Below are 21,783 nucleotides of genomic sequence, written 5' to 3' on the forward strand. Positions count from 1 at the left end.
TTACTCCTGTTCCGTCTTCGGCTGGCCTTCGGCCGCCTGCATGTGCGCCTGCTGCAGCGCGGCTTGCTGGGCCGCAGCTTGCTGGGCTGCTTGCTGGGCTGCTTGCTGCTGTGCTGCTTGCTGCTGGGCCTGGGCCTGGGCTTGCGCTTGAGCCTGGGCTTGCGCCTGCTGGTGGGCCAGCTGTTGCTGCGCCTGCGCCTGCTGATTCTTCAATGCCTGCAGCACCTGGTCCGTCGGGCCAAACATTTCCGACGCGCCGTCGCGCAGCAGCAGCAATTTATTCGTGATGCCGATCGCGCTGGTACGGTGCGTAATCAGCACAATGGTCTTGCCATGCTGGCGCAAGTCCGCAATGGCTTGCAGCAGTGCGTGCTCGCCGACATCGTCCAGGTTGGAGTTCGGTTCATCCAGCACGATCAGCGACGGGTCGCCGTACATGGCGCGCGCCAGGCCGAGACGCTGGCGCTGGCCGCCGGACAGGCCGGCGCCGCCATCGCCCAGCTTGTGGTCGTAGCCGTCCGGCATGCGCAGGATCATTTCATGCACACCGGCGCGCTTGGCCGCCAGCACGACTTTTTCCGCATCCACTTCGCCGAAGCGGGCAATATTTTCCGCCACGGTACCGGCAAACAATTCGATATCCTGCGGCAAGTAGCCGATGCTCGGACCCAGTTCACCTTTATTCCAGTGGAAGATATCCGCGCCGTCCAGGCGCACCTTGCCAGCCTGCGCCGGCCAGATACCGACCATCAGGCGGGCCAGCGTGGATTTACCGGCGCCGCTCGGGCCAATCACACCCAGCACGTCGCCAGGCATGATGCCGAAGCTGACGTTTTTCAGCAGTGGCACTTTAGACCCTGGTGGCGCCGCGATCACCCCTTCCACCGTCAATTGACCTTGAGGCTTGGGCAGCGGCATGCCAGCTTCGCGTGCCGGATTGGCAGCCAGCAACGCATTCAAGCGCTCATAGGCGCTGCGGGTCGAGGCCCAGCTCTTCCATACGCCAATCACTTGCTGCACCGGGGCCAGCGCCTTGCCGACCAGGATAGACGCGGCAATCATCATACCCGGGGTAATCTTTTGTTCCAGCACCAGCAATGCACCAAAGCCCAGCACCAGCGATTGCAGCGACACTTGCACAAACTTGGTCACGGCGCCCACCAGGCCCGCCTTTTCACTGGCTTCCGCCTGCAAGTGCAGGAATTTGCCGTGGATTTTGAACCAGCGGTTCATCAGGTTAGGCAGCATGCCCATCGATTCAATGACTTCCGCATTGCGCAAGTTATTGGTGGCCAGCTGGCTGGAAGCGATGGCCATCGAATTGGCCTGGGACAGCGGCTCGCGCGACACTTGTTCGTTGACATAGGCCAGGATCACCAGCAGCACCGTACCGCACAGTGCAAAGATGCCCAGCGAAGGCTGGAACAGGAAAATGACGATCAGGTAGATGGGGAACCATGGCGCATCGAAGAAAGCAAACAGCGCGTTACCGGTCAGGAACTGGCGCAGGCTGGTCAGATCGCTGAGCGCCTGGCCGGCATTGCCGCCGGCCTGTTTCAGGTTTTGCTCGAACGCGGCGGTATAGACGCGGCGGTTCAATTCCATGTCGAATTTGGCGCCCACGCGCACCAGCACGAAGCTGCGGATCAGTTCCAGTGCGCCCATCAGCAGGTACGCACCCAGCATGATCAGGGTCAACATCAACAGCGTAATTTCATTCTGGCTCCCCAGCACGCGGTCATAGACTTGCAGCATGTACAGCGACGGCGTCAGCATCAGCAAATTGATGAAGGCGCTGAAGGCGCCCACCGTATAAAACGTGCTCTTAAACCGCAACAGTACCTGTTCGATTTCGCTTTTCGGATTCAATAATTTTTTCATGTGAGTTGAGACTTGCTCGATACAGAGAGGGGGCAGGCGCAAGGGATGCGTGCACCCCCAGTCATCAAAGACGAGACATTATCGCCGAAAAGCGGCAAAAAATGTGATCTGCGTCACATTTTTTATAAAGGCGGGCGGCGGGAATGTTGTATCCAAAGGTAACAACACGGGTAACAGCGCGGGTAACAGCACAGCTGACAAGGCGCCCCGCCGTGAAGGGCGCCCTGTTCTGTCACAACGTTACAGCATCTTCAACTTGCGCCAGATCGGCACTTCTTCACGCACGATTGTTTCCATCCGCGCTTGCAATTCCGCCACGTTATCACTGTCTTCCGTTAATTTATTACCGTCTCTGACCATCACCCGCCCTTGCGCCTTAAGGATAGGCCAACCTGCCTGAGCCAAGGCGCGCGGTTCAGCTTCCATCCGCTCACCCGCCAGCAGCCAGTACGCCAGCCGCGACAGGAAGCCCACCGTGATCGCGCCGCCAGTCAGGGCGGACGCCATGAAGTGGCACTCGTCGCCATAGCGCGTGTCGGCGGCAATGGCCACATTCATGCGCTGCACCGCGTCCGTGGGCAAGGTTTCATGGCGGCTGTGATACAGCACGGTCTGGCGTGACGCCGTCAACAGCGCCGCCAGTTGCACGATATCTTCCAGGTTGCGCCCTTGCAGTGCAGGCAAGGCTTCCAGCTCCGCCAGCGTATGGGGACGGCGCGACAGCGCATCGCACAGCGGCAAGGCCAACTCAGGTTTGGCGCTGATATTGCCGATACCCAGCGACAAGTCCAGCTTCACGTCATCGCGCGGGATGATCAGCGCCAGACCGAATTCGCGCAGCATCGCTGCCCGGCGCAATGACGGCAGGTGGCGTGCGCCACGCACATAGATATCCTTGCGGAAGGACGTATTCAGGTAATAGTCCTTCATGGTTTCCTTCATGGCGGAATTCGGGAAGGTATCGACCAGCGCCTGCTTCTCGTCATTCAAGTACAGCTTGTTGTAAGCCATCGGCAAATCCGCCGACGCAACATAATCCAGCTTGGCTTCGCTGAAATCGCGCGCCACGTCCGCGTGATACATCGGTTGCCAGTGCTTGTGCATATATTCATGCACCAGGTAATTCGGGTGGTGGCTGTTCAAGCCCTTGAGCCGGACTTGCAGGGTGCCGCCGCCTTGGAAATAGGCGGCGTCGGTCGCCACCAGTTTCTTGATGAATTCAGCGCCATGGCTGACCTGCACGTCGCTGCGGTTGGGGAAGGCGTCGCCATATTCCACCAGCAGGCGCTGCAGCGGCTGCACCGACGACCAGCCGGGCATCGCGTTATAGCTGACGTAGACAATGCCGCCCGGCTTCAGGTAGCGCGCGATGAAGTCGACGATGCATTGCTGGTTTTCCCTGGTGACCCACGTATAAATGCCATGCAGCGTGATGTAGTCGAACTGCGGCAGTTCAACGGCGCCTTGCGCCAGTTCGGCAAAGCTGTTTTCCAGCAGCGTCACGTTCGGCAATTGCGCCGCCTGGGCCAGCGCGCGGGCGCCCGCCACGTGCGCGGGATTGAAATCGGCCGCATAAAACCGGCCCAGCGGATTGGCTGACGCCAGCAGGTTGACGGTGTGGCCCTTGCCGAAGCCCAGCTCGAAATAAGTGTATTCCTGCCCCGCCGCCACCGGCTCAAAGCCTTCCAGCAAGGCGGCAAAATTCAGCAAAACCGGATTTTGTTCCGAGTAATAACCGCCTGTGTATTCGATGTCAGATACGTATCCGCCGGTCCAGCTCATGCACTGCCTCCATACAAGATTGTTTTGATAAAAAAACAATGCTAGCAGGTTACGTCCTCAAGCGATGCGCGATACAAAGAAAAAAACCCCGGCCCGCGAAGCGGACCAGGGTTTTTGCAACACGACACGGGGGCGGGACGCCCCCGAAAGCTTGGATTAGAAGCCGATGTCGGTCGAGTTCAGGCCGGTTACACCAGTCAGTTTCACGACGATGTCGTTAGCTGCGTTGAAGTTACCGTCTTTGTTCACGTCAACGAACACGTAGGAGTCACCAGCGATAACCGAAACGGCCACACCGCGGTTACCTGCCGTATCAGCGAACAGGTTAGCGATGCTGGTCAGGTCGGTAGCAGCAGCCACTTTAGCCGACACGTCAACCAGACCTTTTTGTGCAGCGGTGAAGCCCAGGTTGGTAACGTCGATCTTGTCGGTGCCGGTGCCGAAGCTGATGATTTCATCGTAGCCGGTATCGTTAGCGATCGACACTTTGCCATCCTTGGTGGTCTGGTTGTCGGTCATGAACGAGTCGGTTGCCAGTTTCAGAACGATCGTGTCAACACCAGTGTTCAGGGTGATCTTGTCCGCGCCTTTGCCGGAGTAGATCGAGCTGCCTGCGGTACCAACGGTCACGTCATCCACGCCTGCCGAACCAACGTAGCTGATTGCCTTGGTGGTAGCGGTTGCGTTCAGCGTGATCTTGCCGGTCGAAGCCGATGCATCCACCGAAGCCAGGTTCGTGGCGGTAGCAGCCGTCAGGGTGAAGGCGCCAGCGCCTGCCACTTTCAGGGTTGCCAGGCCGCTTGCGCCTGCCAGGGTGCCTACGGACAGCTTGGTGCCGGTGGTCACGTCCAGGGTGGTCGTGCCAGCATTCAGCGTCAGTGCCGTGATGGTGTTCTGGTAAGCGGTGGCTGCCACGGATTCGTCAGCAACGGTCGAAGTATCGTCAACGTCAGCGCTGGTCACAGCGGAAACCAGTTTCACGGTTTCGATGGCGTTGTTGATGGTCAGGCCAGCAACGGTCACTTGGCCAGCGGCCACGCCATCGTTGTCGCCGTCAACAGCGGTCAGCGTGAAGGTGGTGCTGTCGGTGGTGCCGGTAGCATCCTTCAGCGAGTAGGTCAGGCCGTTGGTGGTTGCCAGGTTGGTCGAAGCCGTTGCGGTGAACGATACGGCGGTAGCAGCCGATGCGTTCGAAACAGTTGCTGCGCCAGCCAGAGCGGAGTTCACGGTAACAGCGTTGAACGACGATGCCACGTTAGCCAGGTCGTAGGCACCGGTGCCGCCGCCGATTGCCAGGGTCTGGAAGCCGGAGTAGGTCACTGCGCCGGTCAGGTACGAACCGTCTACAACAGCCAGCGTGTTGGTGCCAGCGCCAGCATCGATGGTTGCGCCAGCTGCGGAAATACCGCCGATGGTCAGCGTGTCGTCGCCTGCACCCAGGGTTACCTTGGCGGTAGCACCCAATGCGCCGGTGAACTTGACGCTGTCGTTGCCTGCGCCGGTGGTCACGGTGGTGGCGGTGTTAGCCAGGGTCAGGGTCTGCTTGCCGGACGAGGTCGAAGCAACGGTCGTCAGGGAAGCCGCGCCGCTCAGGTCAGCGGTCAGCGCTGCGGAACCCGATACGTTCACGGTTTTCAACGCGGTGTAGACAGCGCCAGTGGTGTTCAGGGTCAGGCCCTTGTCACCAGCAACGTTCACGGTGGTGGCGGCAGCAGCAGCCAGAGCCATCGACGAAGCGTTGTTAGCGGTGGTGATCGTCACAGTCTTCACGGTTGCGTCGGTCAGCTTGGCGCCGGAGGCCAGCTTGTCAACAGTCACAGCCAGAGCAGTTTGTGCGGTCGTGCCGTTGTCGGTCACGGTTACGTCTTTCGACGAGTTAGCCAGCGACAGGGTGGTCAGTGCGTTCGACTTAACAGCCGAGCCAGCGCCGAAGCCGGACAGGGTCACCGAGGTGATCGTGTTGGCGGTGGTTGCGGACGAGGAGTTAGCGTCGGTCACGGTCATGGTGCCGCCAGCCAGGCCGGTTACGCCCTGGGTGGTTGGAGCTGCCACGGAAGCCACGCCAGCGGTGCCGGTGAAGTCAGCGGTGGTCTTGTCGGCCATTGCGCCAGCAACTTTTGCCGTGAAGGTCACGCCGCCAGCCAGGTCGTCAGCAGCGGTGAAGGTGGTCGCGGTGTAAGCAGCAACGAATGCGGTTGCAGCTTGAGCAGCGGTGTAGCCACCACCTGGAGCGGTCAGGGTGTAGCCGTCGAAGATCACGGTTTCGCCAGCAGCCATTGCTTTGAAGGTTGCTTTGAACACTTCAGCTTTACCGGTAACAGCAGCCGATTCCTTGATGGAAACGGTGGTGGTTTTCGCGCCGCCGTTCACGTTCACTGCGGACTGGGTCACGCCAGCGCCGTTGCCGGTCGTGGTTGCAGTTTCGGTCACGGACACAACGGTGCCGCCGGTCACGTTGATCGCGCCAGCTGCTGCGCCGCCAGCGGTCAGGGTCACGGTTTCAGCGATGGTCACGGTGCCGGTAGGAGCGGTGGTCGAGCCAACGGTGATGGCGCCGCTGTTGGTTGCGCCGGTAGCGGTGTACTTGACGTTGGTGCCGCCATCGATGGTCGAGGTAGCTGCGGCCAGGTTGGTCGAGGTTGCGTCGATTTCACCAGCTGCTTTGGACAGGGTCACTGCGCCGTAAGCGGCAACGGTTTGCTTCAGGCCGCCGGTTACGGTGATGGTGTCGGTAGCGGAAGCGCCGGTAGCAGCAACGGAAACGTTGGTGGTAGCTTCAACGCCGGTCACGGAAACAGCACCGCCAGCTTTCGAATCGTTGACGGTCAGGTCGGTGATGCCCTTGAAGTTCGACACGTCCACGGTGAAGCCTTCTTTCGTGGAGTTCAGCGAAACCTTCTCAATGTTGTTGATCTTGATCAGGCCTGGCAGCGTGGCGGTATCCACCAGCGCGAACAGGGTGTCGGTGCCGTCGCCGCCTTCCAGCTCGTCGAATGCCGACAGGGTGTTCAGGGTGCTTGCGTCGAAGTTGTCGTTACCAGCTTTACCGGTGAACGCGGTGCCGTTGTTGGCGCCCACGGTCAGGGTGAAGTTCATGGTCTTGAAGGTGGCTTCTGCGTCGGTTGCAGTCTTCAGGTGTGCGTTAGCCAGGTCCACCGCTTTGGCGGCAGCGTCAGCAGCGGCAGCAGCAGCTTTAGCAGCGGCGGCGGCAGCGTCGTCGTCGCCTTTGTCCGCGGTTGCAACAGCAGCAGCGTTGTACTTGTCAGCAACAGCTTTAGCAGCGTCAGCGTCGGTTTTAGCCAGGGTTGCAGCTTTAACTTCAGCGGTGGCTTTCACAACAGCAGCAGCTTGGGTTTCAGCGGTCTTGATGGCGTTCACAGCAGCCAGAGCGTCGGCAGCAGCGGTTGCCAGGGTGCCGGCGGAAGTGTCAGCGATTGCTTTGGCAGCGTCGTATTCGTTGGATTTAACGATCACGTCAACGGTTGCAGCAGCGGTGCCAGCGGTCTTAACGGAGTCAGCAGCTTTAGCAACTTGTGCAGCAGCAGCAACGTTGTCGCTCGAGATCGCGGTCTTGTCAGCAGCAGCAGCGAATGCAGCAGCTTTGGTTTGCGCGTCAGCAGCAGCGGTGGTAGCAGCGGCAGCAGCGGTGCTGGCGGAGGAAACAGCGGTAGCCAGGCCGGAGGTTGCGGTCACCAGGTCAGCGTCAGCTTTAACAGCGGCGTCAGCCAGGGCTTTAGCGTCGGTGTATGCTTTAGCGGTAACGGTAACGCGCTCGTTGTAGAAGGCCAACGCGTTGTTAGCGGCGCCCAGCTTGCCGTTGATTTCGTTGTACTTGGTCAGGTCGTTCGCGTCCAGAGCAGCTTTCAGGTCAGCTTTCAGGCTGTCGATCAGGGCAACTTGATCTTTCTGGGTTTGAACAGCGCCGTCAGCGGTAGCTTTAGCGTCGGTAGCTTTGGCGGTCAGGTCGTCAGCGTCCGAAGCAGCGGCTTTGGTTGCAGCAGCCAGGGTTGCTTTGGCGGTGTCAACAGCTTTAGCAGCGTCAGCGGCTTTGGTTGCAGCGGCAGCAGCGTCAGCAACAGCTTTTTCCGAAGCTTTCTGTGCAGCAACAGAAGCAGCCAGGGAAGGATCGGTCTTGGCAACCACGTCTTGCACGGTGGAGTTAACAGCGGTGATTGCCGCGGCTTTCGATGCAGCGTCGAACACGCTGGTGATGTAGGCTTTGCCCACTGCGTTAGCAGCGTCGCCGTTGTAGGCAACTACGCCGCCTTCAACTTTTTCCAGCTGAGCGGTGAACGCTTCAGCAGCGGCAACTTTCGATTCGATCGAAGTTTTGTCCGAACCTTCGCTCTTCAGAGCGGATTCAGCGATAACTTTTACTGCGAAATCGATGGTGATGCGGCCGGAATCCAGCAGCGGTACCCAGTAGTCCAGGCCACCTTTCAGTTCTGCCTTACGGCCGAACAGGTTGACGTAGATGGCGTCAACTTTCTCGGTGTTGGTTTTGCCCTTGAACAGGTTCAGGTATTCGGCCGATTTGCCGAAGTCAGCGGCTACCGAGTCCAGAGCAGCTTGCACTTTAGCTGGGGTAGGAGCCGAGCCAACAGCGGTGGCGATAGCGTTTTCCCAGTATGCCAGGCCGAGGGTGTCGGCTGGACGGTTGAAGTACGCAACATACAGTTGTTGCAGTTGAGTAGCGTAGATACCCATTTAAAGCTCCTAAAGGATGATTTGATAGAGTTACTTGCAGAACATTTGGTAGCCACTGCAATCTAACGAAGCGAATGATGTCAGATGCAATTGCGAGCCGATGTGATGGCCATCACAAATGTTCAAAGTTCCGCTGCGTAGTAGTAAAAAGTTCACTAATAATGAAACGGCGGGCCATTATCTGGGAACTTTGCATGCAACGCAAGAATCGCGGAAGTTATGGGGTATTCAGGGTGTAGAGCCTGGTTTTACTTAACTTTTCACCAAATTTGCCAGCCAAATTAACTTAACAAGACGACATCAGTTAGCTTATATCTTGATAGCTGGAATTTCGTAAGAAAATGTAAGATGAGGCAGGCGTTGCAGATATGCGTCACGCACCACTGCAGGCGCGTCAATGCAAACGGGCCCATACCGCCGCAAAGCGGTACAGGCCCGTCGGACAGGAGCGGGTTATTTAGTGGGCGGTGCTGCTGTCCAATAGGTTGCGCCATATACGGTGCGGCGCGTGCCCTCGAAACGGTTTTCAAACAGGTAAGCCGCAGCACCGCCTTTTTCCGAGCTGAGCAAACCATTCACCGACATCGTATTGGCCCGGCCAGCGTCCGCGACAAAGCGGCCGTCATACGCCACGTCACCTGCGGCCTTCATGGCCAGGCGTTCACTTGGGCTGACCAAGTCAAATGCCGTGGTAAACGTGCGCCTGTCGAAATTAAGATTCAGCGAACCGTTTTCCAGTGTCATAGCCTGCAATGGGATCGACGGGTTGTCACTAAGCATGTACGCCTCCCCTTTATTCAGGGTGAAGCCGATTTCACCACGTTCCGGCACCGTATATTCCCGCCCTGCACTGCGCATCAGTGCAAAATATTTATTCGTGGCGATCGGTGTAGAGTGTTTGGCCGATTCGGTAACAAAATCCAGCTGCGCCGGCTGATCCAGCACCGCTTGCCAGCGGCCCCAAACAATCTGGCCTTCCGGCACGGGCGGCGTCACAGGCGGCGTCACCACCGGTGGCGTCACCACTGGATCGACCGGCTTCGGCTCCACCGGCGGCACCGTCACAATCCCGCCAGTATTGCCTGGTTCGTTAGGTTTGGCGGTCGACGCCACCTGTTGCAGCGCCGCGTTTTTATGCACTTCCAGGTCAGGCTGGCCTGGGACCGGCACCGCCGCAGCCCCACCCTGACGGCCCGGTTCATCCGAACGCGGCGGCGCAATCGCGTCTGGCGGCATGTTGATGTTGGATTCTGGCAACAGTTGCGGCGCACTCTGGCCACGGCGGAATTGCATCAGCACGCCTTTTTGCATGGCGGACAGTTCACGCGCCGCACTACCTTCGCAGGGACCAATCCCGTCAGGACGACAGGCGCCGCCATCAAAGCCACTGATGGTAATGCCTCCGGACAACACAGTAACCCGCGACGTATCCTGGTCGGTAAATACTGTGAAGTCAGTGCCGCGCACGCCGATGGCGGCCACCGGCGTATTGAAACGGAAATTCTGGCGCGCCAATTTGACTGCTTCGCCGGACTGGCTGCGGGCGGTACCGCTCAGCAACTCCAGCTTGACGCGGGTATTTTGCGGATTTTTCTGGTCGACATGGTAAGCCGTGATGCGCGCCTTGCTGGAGTTGCGCACAATAAACAGGCCATTGTCGATGGTCTTCACATATATATAGCCATCCTTGCCTGTCACCAGCATGTCGCCTTCTTGCACCGGGGCATTCAGCACTGCGGCGCGATCACCGACCTGGGCCGAACCGGCTACCAGGATAATGCGGCCAGCTTCTCCCGCATAAGCGGACGAAGCGACAAAAGCCGACAGAACAAGGCTGGCGGCGGCATAGATTGGACGTAACATGATCTTCCCCTTTGTGGGCATTATCCCTCCCACACGACAAAATGCGGTGACCGCCGTCACATTCTCCAGGAAATGGATTGCGTGGCCCTACAATGGTTACACTTTGTAGCAAAGCCTGCCGATCAATTTCCAACAAGATATACTGTCGCCTTGTTTGCTCTGTCGCGAACCAACTTTCCCTGACTCCCGCCCTTGAAGGAAGCGCTCACTAACCTGTTCTGGCGCATACCGCCCGCTATGGCGCGCGCAGGCATTGCCATTCCCGCGCTCATCTTGGCCTTGTGGGCGCAATGGATGTTGCCGCCGGGGAGCATGGCTTTTGCCGATGAATGGTTGCGTGACCGCTATGTGCAGTTACAACAGACGACAGCACCGGATCCACGCATTTTGCTGGTCGACATCGATGAACAAAGCATGGCGGAACTGGGCCCATGGCCATGGCCGCGCGCGCGCATGGCCGACCTGGTCGAAACCCTGCTGACCACGTACAGCGCCAAAGGTGTGGCGCTGGACATCGTATTCCAGAATGCGGCCGACGTGGAAGGCGATTTGCGCCTGGGCATGCTTGCCCAGCATGGCCCGCTGGTCTTGGCGCAGGCATTTGATTACAGCGTCATGCGCCCCTTGAATTTGCAGGAAGGCCATATCGGCGGCGCCATTGCCGGCGACCTGGCGGCAGCCGGCGCCACCGCCACCGGCTATATCGCCAACCAGGCGGCGTGGACATACGTGCCCCATATCGGCAACATCGGCTTTATACCCGATTCGGACGGCGTGCTGCGCCGGCTCCCCCTGCTGACGGCGTACCAGGACAAGTTATATCCGGCGCTGAGCGTGGCGCTGCTGCGCTGCTGCGGCGGCGGACTATCGCCGATTCCATCCGGCATGCATCGGATTGATTACCTCCGCGACTGGTCAGCCTATACCGTGGTGTCCGCCGCCGATATCCTCAAGGAGCGCATCGTCCCCGACAGCGCCGGCGGACGGCTGGTACTGGTGGGTTCATCGTCGCTGGGCCTGGCGGACCGCGTGACGACACCGCTGGGCACCAACCGTCCGGGCCTGGGCGCCCAGGCCGCCATGCTGTCCACCTTATTGGATATGCAACAAGGCCACACTCCGGCCGCCTGGCCGGGGCGCTGGATTGCCAGCCTGTATGCGGCGCTGTGCGTGGCGGCAGCCATGTGGGCGCTGCCGCGCCTGCCCGCGGTGCTGGGCGCAGCCTTGCTGGCCGGGCTGACCGTGGCCTGGCTGGGCCTGGCCTACGTCATCACGCCGCATGACGCGCTGTTTTCTCCCGGCGGCCCGGTGGCCTGCAACCTATTCCTGCTGACGGTGGCGATCCCGTATCACTGGCAACAGACGCAGCGCCGCTCGCGCCACTTACTGGATACATTGCGTCAATATGTGGCGCCAGCCGTGGTCGAACAATTGCTGCGCAGCGATATCGACGACCCGCTGGCGCCGCGCCACCTGGAAATCACCACGTTGATTGCCGACATGGAAGGCTATACCACGCAAGTGGAATCGCTGCCTGTGGCCGATGCCGCCCAGCTGACGCGCGATTTCCTCGAATGCCTGACCGGTCCCGTGATTGCCGCTGGCGGCACGCTGGACAAATACACAGGCGACGGCCTGGTCGCATTCTGGGGCGCCCCGCTGCCAACGCCGGGCCATGCCGACCTGGCGCTGGACGCCGCCACCGCCATCGTGCAGCGCGTGCGTGCGTTCAGCGCAGAGCGCGAACGGATGGGACGCCCCAAATTGCGGGTGCGGATCGGCATCGACAGCGGCCCCGCGTTTGCAGGCGACTTTGGCACCGGCTTCCGCAGTATATATACTGCCGTCGGTGACAGTGTGAACACCGCGTCGCGCCTGGAAGAGGCGGCGCGCGATTATCCGCATGACATAATCATCGGCGAGGGCGCTGTCCTGCATGCGCGCCGCCACCAATTCCTGTCGCTGGGCGAACGCCAGTTGCGGGGTAAAGAAAAAACCACGACTTTGTATACGCTTGCCCCAGCACCATCTACAACATCGTCCCGCCCCGTCACGGAGTCGGCGCAATGACGCTGCGCTATAGCCGCATCATCGTGCTGCTGGCCGCGCTGCAGGCGCCCGCCCTGGCACAGCCGCCTGCAGCGCCGGCCACGCCGGTGGATCCGGCGCAAAGCATGTACGACGAAGCGCTGCGTTCGATTGCGGAAGGCCGCAAGGGCGACGCCAGTGCCTTGCTGCAGCGTATTATTGAAGAAGTGCCGCTGCATGCGGGCGCGTGGCTGGAACTGGCGCTGCTGCAATGCAGCCTGGGCAGCGCCAAGGAAGCGGAGCGCCTGTTCACCGTCATTGAACAGCGCTTCGATCCGCCGCCAGGTATCGTGCAAGTGATTGCCGACGCCCGCAGCAATGGCTGCCACCGCCCCACCGCCTTTACCCAGTACACGGTGACCTTGTCGCGCGGCATAGACCAGAACGTTAACCAGGGTTCCACCTTGGACTTGTCCGACCACCCGGACTTGTCGCTGTCGCCGGAGTTCCGTCCCCAGCACGATCAGTACACGATGCTGTCTGGTGAATACCTGCGCGAACTGACACAAAATGGCACGCTGGGTTTTATTCAATTGCAAGACCGGCGCAATGACACGTTGAGCAAATTCAACAACACGGCCCTGTTCTTTGGCGTGGAAACGCCTTGGAGCTGGGGCCGCTGGACCGCCCGCACCACGGCCATGGCTGGCTACATGACCCTGGGCAGCAAGTTTTACCAGCGCCAATACCAGTTGCAGGCACGCGTGGGGCCACCCGTGCCCCTGCCCTACAGCCTGCAATTTCACGTGGTGGGCGGTATCAGCCACACCAGTTATGTGACTTTGCAGAACTTTGACGCCACCACCACGGAATTGCGCGGCCAGTTAAGCCGCCAAAACGGCGCCACTTCCGTCGTGGCCGGTATCGGCCTGCAGCGGGACCACGCAGCCACCGACCTGCGTCCCGGCGGCGACCGGCGCGGGCTTGTGGCCAACCTGTCCTGGCGCCGCCGCTATGAAGACGGCGCAACGACTGAACTGGCGTACAGTCTGCAAAAATGGAAGGGCCAATCCGTTTACAGCGCCGGCATCTTGAATGAAACGCGTGACCAGGCCACGCACGTGTTGCGCGCCACCATGACGTGGCCGCTGACCCGCAACCAATATCTGGTCGTGGAAGGACGGCAAGTCATAAACAAGGAAAATATTCCCGTCTTTCAGTACAATAACCGCCAATTGCAACTAAGCTGGCAATGGCAGGGACTGTAACGTTCTGTGCACCGTCAGGACTAATACAGTAAATATGATGTGGGATTGGATGATGCTTGCCGGCGCCGGCCTGGCGCTCGTGGCTGGCTGCCTGGTGCCGAACCGGTGGCTGCCGGCCAATATGCCGAACGATAAATTGCTGCATTTTGCCGCGTTCGCCGGGCTGACCTTGCTGGCGCTGCGGCTGGCGCATGACCGTAATGACATCTTGCTGTGCCTGGGTGGCTTGCTGGTTGCGGGCTGGATCATTGAATGCCTGCAAAAGCTTATTCCGGACCGCAATTTTTCCTGGCCTGATATCGCTGCCAATGCAGCCGGCATTGCCGCGGCCGCCTTGTGTTCCGCCGCTTATGGCGCCATCTGTGCTGTAATCTAACGCATCGTCACAGCCATTTTTATCCGAGCGCATGAAGCCGACCCCTCGTACTCCTGAAGCCGACACGGCCGCAACCGAGGAACACACGTTCCAAATTCACCTGCGCAAGATCCCGCTGCTGGCCGAGTTGAACGATGATGAAATCTTGCCGGTAAAGAACAATCTGCGCATCCGCACGTATTCCAAGCGGGAGGTCGTCTTGCATAAAGGGGGCAGTGGCGATGGCCTGCTGTTCCTGCTCAGCGGCCAGCTGCAAGTGATCGACGTGACGGAAGACGGCCGTGCGATCGGCTTGCGCATGCTGGCGCCCGGCGATTTCTTTGGCGAAATCGCGCTGATTAATAACACTACGCGCTCGGCGTCCGTCGTGGCGCTGACCGATGTGCTGGTTGGCTTCCTGCCCACGCCGATCGCCATGCATTTGTTTTCCCACAGCCCGTCCGTGGCGCGCCAGATGCTGCAACACCTGGCGCAGAAAATCCAGCGCGATTCCGAATTCCGCGCCCTGCTCAGCATTAACAACACCGCCAAGCGCATCTATACCTATCTGGCGCTGATGCAAAAGAAAAAGCCAGATGGCACCGTGGTGGAAAACTTGCCGACCCACCAAGACATTGCCAACATGATTAATACCAGCCGGGAAACCGTGACCCGTGCGTTATTAACACTAGTACAACAAGGTATCGTGGAAAAAGAACAGCACCGGCTGGTCATCAAGAATCCGGACGCCTTGCAAAAACTGATACAAGGTTAGTGTGACAAGTTGTTAGGGCCTGCGGGAAGCCCGGCGAGCTACGCTATAATAGCCGTCCTTTCAACTTAGGCAATGCCGCGACACGGCGCTTTTCAAAATGGGCATGATGCAGGCGCTCTGGTCGTACCGGGGTTTTGTACTCGGCAGCGTTCGCCGCGAATTCGAAGCCAAATACCGCAACACCATGCTGGGCGCGGCCTGGGCGATTCTCAGCCCACTGGCCATGATCATGGTCTACACCATGATCTTTTCACAAGTCATGAAAAGCAAGTTGCCGGGCGATAGCAGCCAATATGGCTACAGTATTTATTTGTGTGCGGGCATCCTGACTTGGGGCCTGTTTTCGGAAATCCTCGCGCGTGCCCAGAACATGTTCCTGGAAAACGCGAATTTGCTGAAAAAAGTCGCGTTCCCCCGCATTTGCCTGCCGGTCATCGTGGTGCTGAATGCGCTGACCAATTTCGCCATCATCTTTGGCCTGTTTACTATTTTCCTGTTGCTGACCGGCCAATTCCCTGGCGCCGTGTTCGCCCTGCTGCTGCCGGTCATCGGCGTGATGATGCTGCTGGCCGTGGGCCTGGGACTGGTGCTGGGCATCTTGAATGTATTTTTCCGCGACGTCGGCCAATTCTTCACCATCTTCCTGCAATTCTGGTTCTGGCTGACGCCCATCGTCTACCCTGTTTCCATCGTGCCGCAGGAAGTGCGGGGGCTGCTGGACTTGAACCCGCTGGCCGGGCCGGTCCAGGCGTGCCAGGAGATCCTGGTGACGGGCAAGGCGCCCGCCTGGAATACGCTGGCGCCTGCCGCACTGCTGGCGCTGCTGCTGTGCGCGCTGGGCTTGTATCTGTTCCGCTTACGGGCGGGTGAAATGGTGGATGAACTGTAATGGGAGCGATCGTTGTTCAACATCTGGGTAAAGCGTACAAGCAATACCCTGCCCGCTGGTCGCGCCTGGCCGAATGGCTGCTCCCCTTCATGGGCCCGCGCCACAGCCTGAAATGGATTTTGCAAGACATCAGCTTCCATGTCGCGCCGGGCGAAGCCGTGGGCCTGATCGGCATTAACGGCGCCGGCAAGAGCACGCTGCTGAAACTGATCACCGGCACCACCCAGCCCACCACGGGCGGCGTGCACATTGAAGGCAAAGTTGCCGCGCTGCTGGAACTGGGCATGGGTTTCCATCCGGATTTCACGGGCCGCCAGAATGTCTACATGGCCGGCCAGCTGCTGGGCATGACGGTCGATGAAATCACGGCGCTGATGCCGGACATCGAAGCGTTCGCGGAAATCGGCGATTACATGGACCAGCCGGTGCGCGTGTATTCCAGCGGCATGCAAATGCGCGTCGCCTTCAGCGTGGCCACCGCGCGCCGCCCCGACGTCCTGATCGTTGACGAAGCGCTGTCGGTCGGCGACACGTATTTCCAGCACAAGAGCTTCGACCGCATCCGCCGCTTCCGCAACCAGGGCACGACGCTGCTGATCGTGTCGCACGACAAGCAGGCCATCCAGTCCGTGTGCGACCGCGCCATCCTGCTAGATGGCGGCCGCCTGGCGCGCAGTGGTAATCCGGAAGAAATCATGGATTACTACAATGCACTGATCGCCGAGCGGGAAAACCAGAACGTACAGCAATCCGTGCACGACAGCGGCAAAGTACAAACCATTTCCGGCACCGGCGAAGCGCGGGTGGCGGACATCGCGCTGTTCGATGAAAGCGGTGCACGGGCCGAAGTGGTCGACGTCGGCAGCCACTGCATCCTGCAAGTGAAAGTCCGCGTCCATGCGCCAATTCCCCGCATGGTGCTGGGCTATATGATCAAGGACCGCCTGGGACAGCCGATGTACGGCACCAATACGCATTTGAAGGAACTGCCGCTGGACAATATGGCGCCTGGCGAAGAAGTCACTTACCGCTTCAGCTTTCCGATGAACCTGGGACCGGGTACGTATTCGGTGGCCACCGCCATCGTCAGCACGGACACCCACCTGGTCAACAATTATGAATGGCGCGACCTGGCGCTGGTATTTACGGTCATGAACATGCGCCGCCCCCACTTCGAGGGCAGCGCCTGGCTGGACCCGCACATTGAGATTCAACGCCCATGACTTTCCTCTCTTACGCCCAGAATTTTGAAGACGTGCTGCTGTGGCGCGCGCTGGGCCACATCAAGAACGGCTTTTATATCGACGTCGGCGCCAACGACCCGGTCGAGCATTCCGTCACCAAGGCGTTTTATGACGCCGGCTGGTGGGGCATCAATGTCGAACCGATGCCGTCGTATGTGCAAGTATTCCTGCGCGACCGTCCGCGCGACGTCAACCTGGCCATCGCGGCCGGCGCCACCGATGGCAGCATCACGCTGTACGACACGCCTGCCGTCAATGGCTGGGCCTCGGTCGACCCGGATGTCGCCGCCGCACACCGTGCGCAAGGCACCGACGTGGTGGAAACCACGGTGGCGATGCGCACGCTGGCATCGATTTGCGCCGAGCATGCGCGCGGCGATATCCACTTCCTGAAAGTCGACGTGGAAGGCTGGGAAGGCGATGTCTTGCGCGGCATGGACTTCCAGCGCTGGCGCCCGTGGGTGGTGCTGGTGGAAGCCATCCGTCCGAACAGCCAGGAGTCCGACCACGAGGACTGGGAACATTTGCTGACGCAGCACCGCTATACGTTCGCCTACTTCGATGGCCTGAACCGCTACTACGTGGCGGAAGAACACCCGGAATTGCTGCCAGCGCTGTCGGTGCAAGCCAACGTGTTCGATGCGTTTATCAGCCGCCACCTGCACGATGCGTGGCAAAACTGCGATTCCGCATTGAAGGCTGCACAACAGGCCGATGCAGCGCGCGGCACGCTGGAACAGCGCCTGGAAGCGCTGCAAAGCCAGATCGGCCCGGCGCTGGAAGCGTTTGAAAAACTGCGCCAGGCGGACGAGCGCAAGCTGGAAGCGGAGCGCTACAGCTATCACATGGAAAAGAGCGCCAATGATGCACGCCAGCGCATGCTGGAAGCCGTAGCGGAAGCCGATGCGCTGCGCGCACAGTTGCTGGAGGCGCAAGCCGAGGCGGCCAGCGCGAAAGAAGAATGCGCGCAGGCGCAGGCCGAGCGCCAGGGCGCCAGCGTGTGGGGCCACAGCCTGGAGCGCCAGCTGATCGAAATCCGTTCCAGCTGGCTGTGGCGCGGCACCGCGCCGCTGCGCTTTGTCGCGCGCCTGCGTCCGCGCGCGGCGCTGCGCGGCCTGGTGCGCAAGGTTGCCGTCAAGGCGGCCAGCAACGAGCGCGTGCGCCGTATCGCGTTGAAGGCGCTGGCGCGCTTCCCCGCGCTGGAAAGCAAAGTGAAAAGCCGTGTCAGTGCCGTCATCAATCCGCCGGCGCCGGCACTGTCCACGGTGCGCGTGGCGGAAGTACCGCCGCACCTGATGAATTTGAGCGGCACCGCGCGTACCGTGCTGGCCGACCTGCAGCGCTTGCGCGCTGCCACCACCGTAGCGAAATAATATGCGTATCATCATTGACCTCCAGGGCTGCCAGACCGGCAGCGCGGCCAGCATGGACGCCACGCTGGCCCTGGCGCTGAACCTGGCGCGCCAGGCCGGCGCCCATCACGTGCAAATTGCGCTCAATGGCCGCCTGCCGGACCGCATCGACCATTTGCGCACGACCTTTAGCGGCGTGCTGCCGGCCGGCCGCGTACTGGTGTACGACGTGCCCGAATTGCCCGACATGGAACCGGGTGCGCGCGCGTGGCTGGAAGGGGTGTCGCAGCAATTGCGCGCAGCCTTCTTCGCCGCGCAAAACGCCGACCTGGTATTCGCGCCGAACATTGCCGACCTGCCCGGCCTGCCGACCATTGCCGTGGCCAGCCCGCTGTTCGACAGCTATACCTACGTGATCGGCACGGCGGCGCCGGAACTGGCATACCCGCTGCCAACCGCGCCGGACTTGCGCCTGGTGCACGAACACCAGCAAGGCGCGCTGGCCAGCGCGCACCAGTTGCTGGCGCCGACGCAGGACGTGCGCGCCCGCCTGCTGCAATGCCTGCCAGACGCCGACGTGGCGGTACTCGACATGCAGGATGCCGCCGCCCTGTGGCGCCATTTCGAAGCGCTGGCGCAGCGCCACGCCGCTGCCCGCCCGGCCGCCAGTGCCCAGCGTCCGCGCATGGCGTATGTCTCGCCGCTGCCGCCGGAAAAGTCCGGCATCTCCGACTACAGCGCGGAACTGTTGCCACAGCTGGCGCGCTTTTACGACATCACCGTGATCGTCGACCAGCCTGCCGTGGCCGATGGCTGGGTCAAGACCAACCTGGCGCTGCACGACCCGGCGTGGTTCGACGCCCATGCGCACGAATTCGAGCGCGTGGTCTACCACTTCGGCAATTCCGTCATGCACCGCCACATGTTCGACATGCTGGAACGCCATCCCGGCGTCGTCGTGCTGCACGACTTTTATTTCGGCCACGTGCTGCACACCATGCACCACACCGGCTACAAGACCGATGCGCTGCAAAATGCGCTGTACGCGTCGCACGGCTTTGGCGCCGTCATGGAGCGCGACCGCATCGGTGAAAATGCGGCAGTGTGGAAGTTCCCCGGCAATAAAATGGTGCTGGACCAGGCCGAAGGCGTCATCGTGCACTCCGATTATCCAAGGAAGCTGGCAGCGGAATGGTATGGCCCGGACATGGCGGCGCAGTGGCGCACCATTCCCCTGCTGCGCGGCCATGCGGAAACCGGCGACCGCGCCGCAGCGCGCCGCGCCGCGCGCCAGGCGCTGGGCCTGGCCGACGACGATATCATGGTCTGCACCTTCGGCATGCTGGGCCCGACCAAGCTCAATGACAAATTGCTGGACGCGTGGCTGGCCTCGCCGCTGGCGCAGGACGCCAAATGCCGCCTGGTGTTTGTCGGCGATGCCGGCACCGGCGCCTATGGCCGCGACTTCCTGGCGCGCCTGAACGCGGTGCGCGAACCGGCGCGCCGCCCCGTCGTGACGGGCTTTGTCGATCACAAGCAGTACCAGGCGTATCTGGCCGCCAGCGACGTCGCGGTCCAGCTGCGCAGCAATACGCGCGGCGAAACGTCGGCCGCCGTGCTGGACTGCCTGCTGCACGGTTTGCCGACCGTGGTCAATGCGCACGGCTCCATTGCGGAATTGCCGGAACAGGTGCTGGTCAAGCTCGCCGATGAATTCGACACCGCCGACCTGGGCGCCGCGCTGGAACGCCTGCGTGGCGACAGTGCGCTGCGCCAGCAGCTGTCGCAAGCCGCCGCCCACTTCATCGCCACCGAGCATGCGCCGGAACATGTAGGTGAACTGTACCGCGACGCCATCGAGCACTACGCGCAGCACAGCCCGAAACGCACCTATGCGCGTCTGCTGAACGCTGTCAATGCGGTCGAAACTGTGCACCAGCCGAGCGAAGCGGACCTGATCCTGGCCGCCAAGTCGATTGCCCGCAACCTGCCGGTCACGCCGCCGCGCATGATGTACGTGGACATTTCCGCGATGGTCCATACCGACCTGAAAACCGGTATCCAGCGCGTAGTGCGCAGTATCCTGCAGTCACTGCTGGCCAACCCGCCGGCCGGCTACCGCGTGGAACCGGTGTACAGCCCCGGCGGCGGCCAGCAATACCGCTATGCGCGCCGCCACATGCAGTCGCAGCTGAAAACCCCGGTGCACGACCTGGACGACGCGCCGATCGAAGTGCGCGAAGGCGACATGTTCGTCGGCCTGGACTTGCTGATGCACCTGACGTACAACAACCGCCACATCCTGCAGGATTACCGCACCCGCGGCGCGCACATTTACTTCGTCGTGTATGACTTGCTGCCGGTACAGCGGCCCGAATGCTTCCCATTCGGCGCGGAAGCCGATTTCGCGCGCTGGCTGCACACGATTTCCCAGCTGTCCAATGGCCTGCTGTGCATTTCGCGCGCAGTGGCTGACGAAATGGGCGACTGGCTGGCGGACAATCCGGCGCACCGCGCCAGCCGCCTGCACCTGGGCTACTTCCACCTGGGCGCGGATATTGAAAACAGCGCACCATCGACCGGCTTGCCGGCCGGCGCGGAACAAATCCTGGAACAGCTGGCCAGCCGTCCGACCTTCATCATGGTCGGCACGGTGGAGCCGCGCAAAGCCCACGCACAGGCGCTGGCTGCGTTCGACGTGCTGTGGAAACAGGGAGTGCAGGCCAACCTGGTCATCGTCGGCAAGCAAGGCTGGCAATCGGACGCGCTGGCCACGCGCTTGCGCAGCCACGGTGAAAATGGCAAGCGCCTGTTCTGGCTGCCGGGCGTATCCGATGAAATGCTGGTCAAGCTGTATGCCGCATCGAATGCGCTGCTGGCGCCATCGGAAGGCGAAGGCTTCGGCTTGCCGCTGATCGAAGCGGCGCAACGCGGCCTGCCGATCGTGGCGCGCGATTTGCCGGTATTCCGGGAAGTGGCGGGCGAACACGCGTTTTACTTCAGCGGCAAGGAGCCGGAAGCGCTGGCCACCCGCCTGCGCGCCTGGCTCGACCTGTACGCCAAGGGCGAAGCGCCAACGTCAACCGGCATGCGCTGGCTGACCTGGAACGACAGCGCGGAACAGTTCAAGCAGGCGCTGTTTGGCCAGCACTGGTACCGCGATATTTCACCGGCCCACGCCGCCGCCAGCCACACCGCGCAGCCAGAATATGAAGCAGCACAGTGAAATCGCCATGGATAAGCTGTCCGCGCTGCTGCGTCCGCAATTCCTCGTGTATGTGCTGGGCGGTGTGCTGAGCGCCGCCATTGATATCGGCACCATGCAAATGCTGTTGAGCCGGGGCCTGGCGCCGGTTGCCGCCGCTTCCGGCGGCTTCCTGGCAGGCTTGCTGGTGAATTATGCCTTTCATGCGAAAGTCACATTTGGCGGCCGCGCCTCGGCCGGCTCCGCGCTGCGCTATGGCTGTGTGGTGGCGGCCAATTACCTGCTGACCATCGGCATCGTGGCGCTGACCGACTGGATGCTGCACAGCGCACTGGCCGGCAAGCTGATCTCGCTGCCCGTGGTTGCCGTCAACGGCTACATGCTAGGGAAATTCTGGATTTTCCGGCAGCCGGCTTAATCGCTTAAGCGGCTGC

The 21,783-nt window shown here is 61.0% G+C and carries 13 protein-coding genes; 9 read left to right on the forward strand and 4 right to left on the reverse strand.

From position 1 onward, the window contains the following. The 4 genes from GM668_RS01720 to GM668_RS01735 all read right to left on the reverse strand — a co-directional run bounded on the left by GM668_RS01720 (nt 1) and on the right by GM668_RS01735 (nt 10,233). On the reverse strand, nt 1-1,881 hold the full coding sequence (locus tag GM668_RS01720; protein ID WP_155437198.1) for a type I secretion system permease/ATPase: 1,881 nt from the start codon (nt 1,879-1,881) through the stop codon (nt 1-3). A gap of 240 nt (nt 1,882-2,121) precedes the next feature. Continuing rightward, the gene (locus GM668_RS01725) at nt 2,122-3,663 is read right to left on the reverse strand and encodes a class I SAM-dependent methyltransferase (protein ID WP_155437199.1); all 1,542 of its coding nucleotides are present in this window, start codon (nt 3,661-3,663) and stop codon (nt 2,122-2,124) included. A gap of 156 nt (nt 3,664-3,819) precedes the next feature. Then, nucleotides 3,820-8,370 (reverse strand): hypothetical protein, encoded by a 4,551-nt coding sequence (locus tag GM668_RS01730; protein WP_155437200.1) that lies wholly within the window; start codon nt 8,368-8,370, stop codon nt 3,820-3,822. A gap of 453 nt (nt 8,371-8,823) precedes the next feature. After that, entirely contained in the window at nt 8,824-10,233 is a 1,410-nt protein-coding gene (locus GM668_RS01735) for a FecR family protein (RefSeq protein ID WP_155437201.1), read from the reverse strand. A gap of 312 nt (nt 10,234-10,545) precedes the next feature. On the opposite strand from GM668_RS01735, the gene GM668_RS01740 reads away from it, so the two are divergent. From GM668_RS01740 to GM668_RS01780, 9 genes are all read left to right on the forward strand, one after another. Further along, nucleotides 10,546-12,303 (forward strand): CHASE2 domain-containing protein, encoded by a 1,758-nt coding sequence (locus GM668_RS01740; RefSeq protein WP_229498813.1) that lies wholly within the window; start codon nt 10,546-10,548, stop codon nt 12,301-12,303. Further along, nucleotides 12,300-13,529, forward strand: a complete 1,230-nt coding sequence (locus tag GM668_RS01745; protein ID WP_155437202.1) for a tetratricopeptide repeat protein — start codon at nt 12,300-12,302, stop codon at nt 13,527-13,529. The genes GM668_RS01740 and GM668_RS01745 overlap by 4 nt, the downstream gene beginning before the upstream one ends. Nucleotides 13,530-13,563: 34 nt before the next feature. Next, nucleotides 13,564-13,905 (forward strand): VanZ family protein, encoded by a 342-nt coding sequence (locus GM668_RS01750; protein WP_155437203.1) that lies wholly within the window; start codon nt 13,564-13,566, stop codon nt 13,903-13,905. Between the two features lie 31 nt (nt 13,906-13,936). Further along, nucleotides 13,937-14,659: a Crp/Fnr family transcriptional regulator gene (locus GM668_RS01755; RefSeq protein ID WP_155437204.1), complete on the forward strand. Its 723-nt coding sequence runs from the start codon at nt 13,937-13,939 to the stop codon at nt 14,657-14,659. Nucleotides 14,660-14,756: 97 nt separating this feature from the next. Beyond that, nucleotides 14,757-15,548 carry an ABC transporter permease gene (locus GM668_RS01760; RefSeq protein WP_155437205.1) on the forward strand — a complete coding sequence of 264 codons (792 nt, stop codon included), beginning with the start codon at nt 14,757-14,759 and terminating at the stop codon, nt 15,546-15,548. Continuing rightward, nucleotides 15,548-16,771, forward strand: a complete 1,224-nt coding sequence (locus GM668_RS01765) for an ABC transporter ATP-binding protein (RefSeq protein WP_155437206.1) — start codon at nt 15,548-15,550, stop codon at nt 16,769-16,771. The genes GM668_RS01760 and GM668_RS01765 overlap by 1 nt, the downstream gene beginning before the upstream one ends. Next, nucleotides 16,768-18,165 (forward strand): FkbM family methyltransferase, encoded by a 1,398-nt coding sequence (locus tag GM668_RS01770; RefSeq protein WP_155437207.1) that lies wholly within the window; start codon nt 16,768-16,770, stop codon nt 18,163-18,165. The genes GM668_RS01765 and GM668_RS01770 overlap by 4 nt, the downstream gene beginning before the upstream one ends. Before the next feature lies 1 nt (nt 18,166). After that, nucleotides 18,167-21,370: a glycosyltransferase gene (locus GM668_RS01775; protein ID WP_155437208.1), complete on the forward strand. Its 3,204-nt coding sequence runs from the start codon at nt 18,167-18,169 to the stop codon at nt 21,368-21,370. Next, nucleotides 21,354-21,767, forward strand: a complete 414-nt coding sequence (locus tag GM668_RS01780) for a GtrA family protein (RefSeq protein ID WP_229498815.1) — start codon at nt 21,354-21,356, stop codon at nt 21,765-21,767. The genes GM668_RS01775 and GM668_RS01780 overlap by 17 nt, the downstream gene beginning before the upstream one ends. Nucleotides 21,768-21,783: the final 16 nt, after the last annotated feature.

It is taken from the genome of Pseudoduganella ginsengisoli (assembly GCF_009720865.1).
Lineage (GTDB): Bacteria > Pseudomonadota > Gammaproteobacteria > Burkholderiales > Burkholderiaceae_D > Rugamonas > Rugamonas ginsengisoli.

Coding starts and splice junctions, on each gene's coding strand:
- GM668_RS01720 (WP_155437198.1), bottom strand. CDS start 1,881: ATGAAAAAATTATTGAATCCGAAAAGCGAAATCGAACAGGTACTGTTG.
- GM668_RS01725 (WP_155437199.1), bottom strand. CDS start 3,663: ATGAGCTGGACCGGCGGATACGTATCTGACATCGAATACACAGGCGGT.
- GM668_RS01730 (WP_155437200.1), bottom strand. CDS start 8,370: ATGGGTATCTACGCTACTCAACTGCAACAACTGTATGTTGCGTACTTC.
- GM668_RS01735 (WP_155437201.1), bottom strand. CDS start 10,233: ATGTTACGTCCAATCTATGCCGCCGCCAGCCTTGTTCTGTCGGCTTTT.
- GM668_RS01740 (WP_229498813.1), top strand. CDS start 10,546: ATGGCTTTTGCCGATGAATGGTTGCGTGACCGCTATGTGCAGTTACAA.
- GM668_RS01745 (WP_155437202.1), top strand. CDS start 12,300: ATGACGCTGCGCTATAGCCGCATCATCGTGCTGCTGGCCGCGCTGCAG.
- GM668_RS01750 (WP_155437203.1), top strand. CDS start 13,564: ATGATGTGGGATTGGATGATGCTTGCCGGCGCCGGCCTGGCGCTCGTG.
- GM668_RS01755 (WP_155437204.1), top strand. CDS start 13,937: ATGAAGCCGACCCCTCGTACTCCTGAAGCCGACACGGCCGCAACCGAG.
- GM668_RS01760 (WP_155437205.1), top strand. CDS start 14,757: ATGGGCATGATGCAGGCGCTCTGGTCGTACCGGGGTTTTGTACTCGGC.
- GM668_RS01765 (WP_155437206.1), top strand. CDS start 15,548: ATGGGAGCGATCGTTGTTCAACATCTGGGTAAAGCGTACAAGCAATAC.
- GM668_RS01770 (WP_155437207.1), top strand. CDS start 16,768: ATGACTTTCCTCTCTTACGCCCAGAATTTTGAAGACGTGCTGCTGTGG.
- GM668_RS01775 (WP_155437208.1), top strand. CDS start 18,167: ATGCGTATCATCATTGACCTCCAGGGCTGCCAGACCGGCAGCGCGGCC.
- GM668_RS01780 (WP_229498815.1), top strand. CDS start 21,354: ATGAAGCAGCACAGTGAAATCGCCATGGATAAGCTGTCCGCGCTGCTG.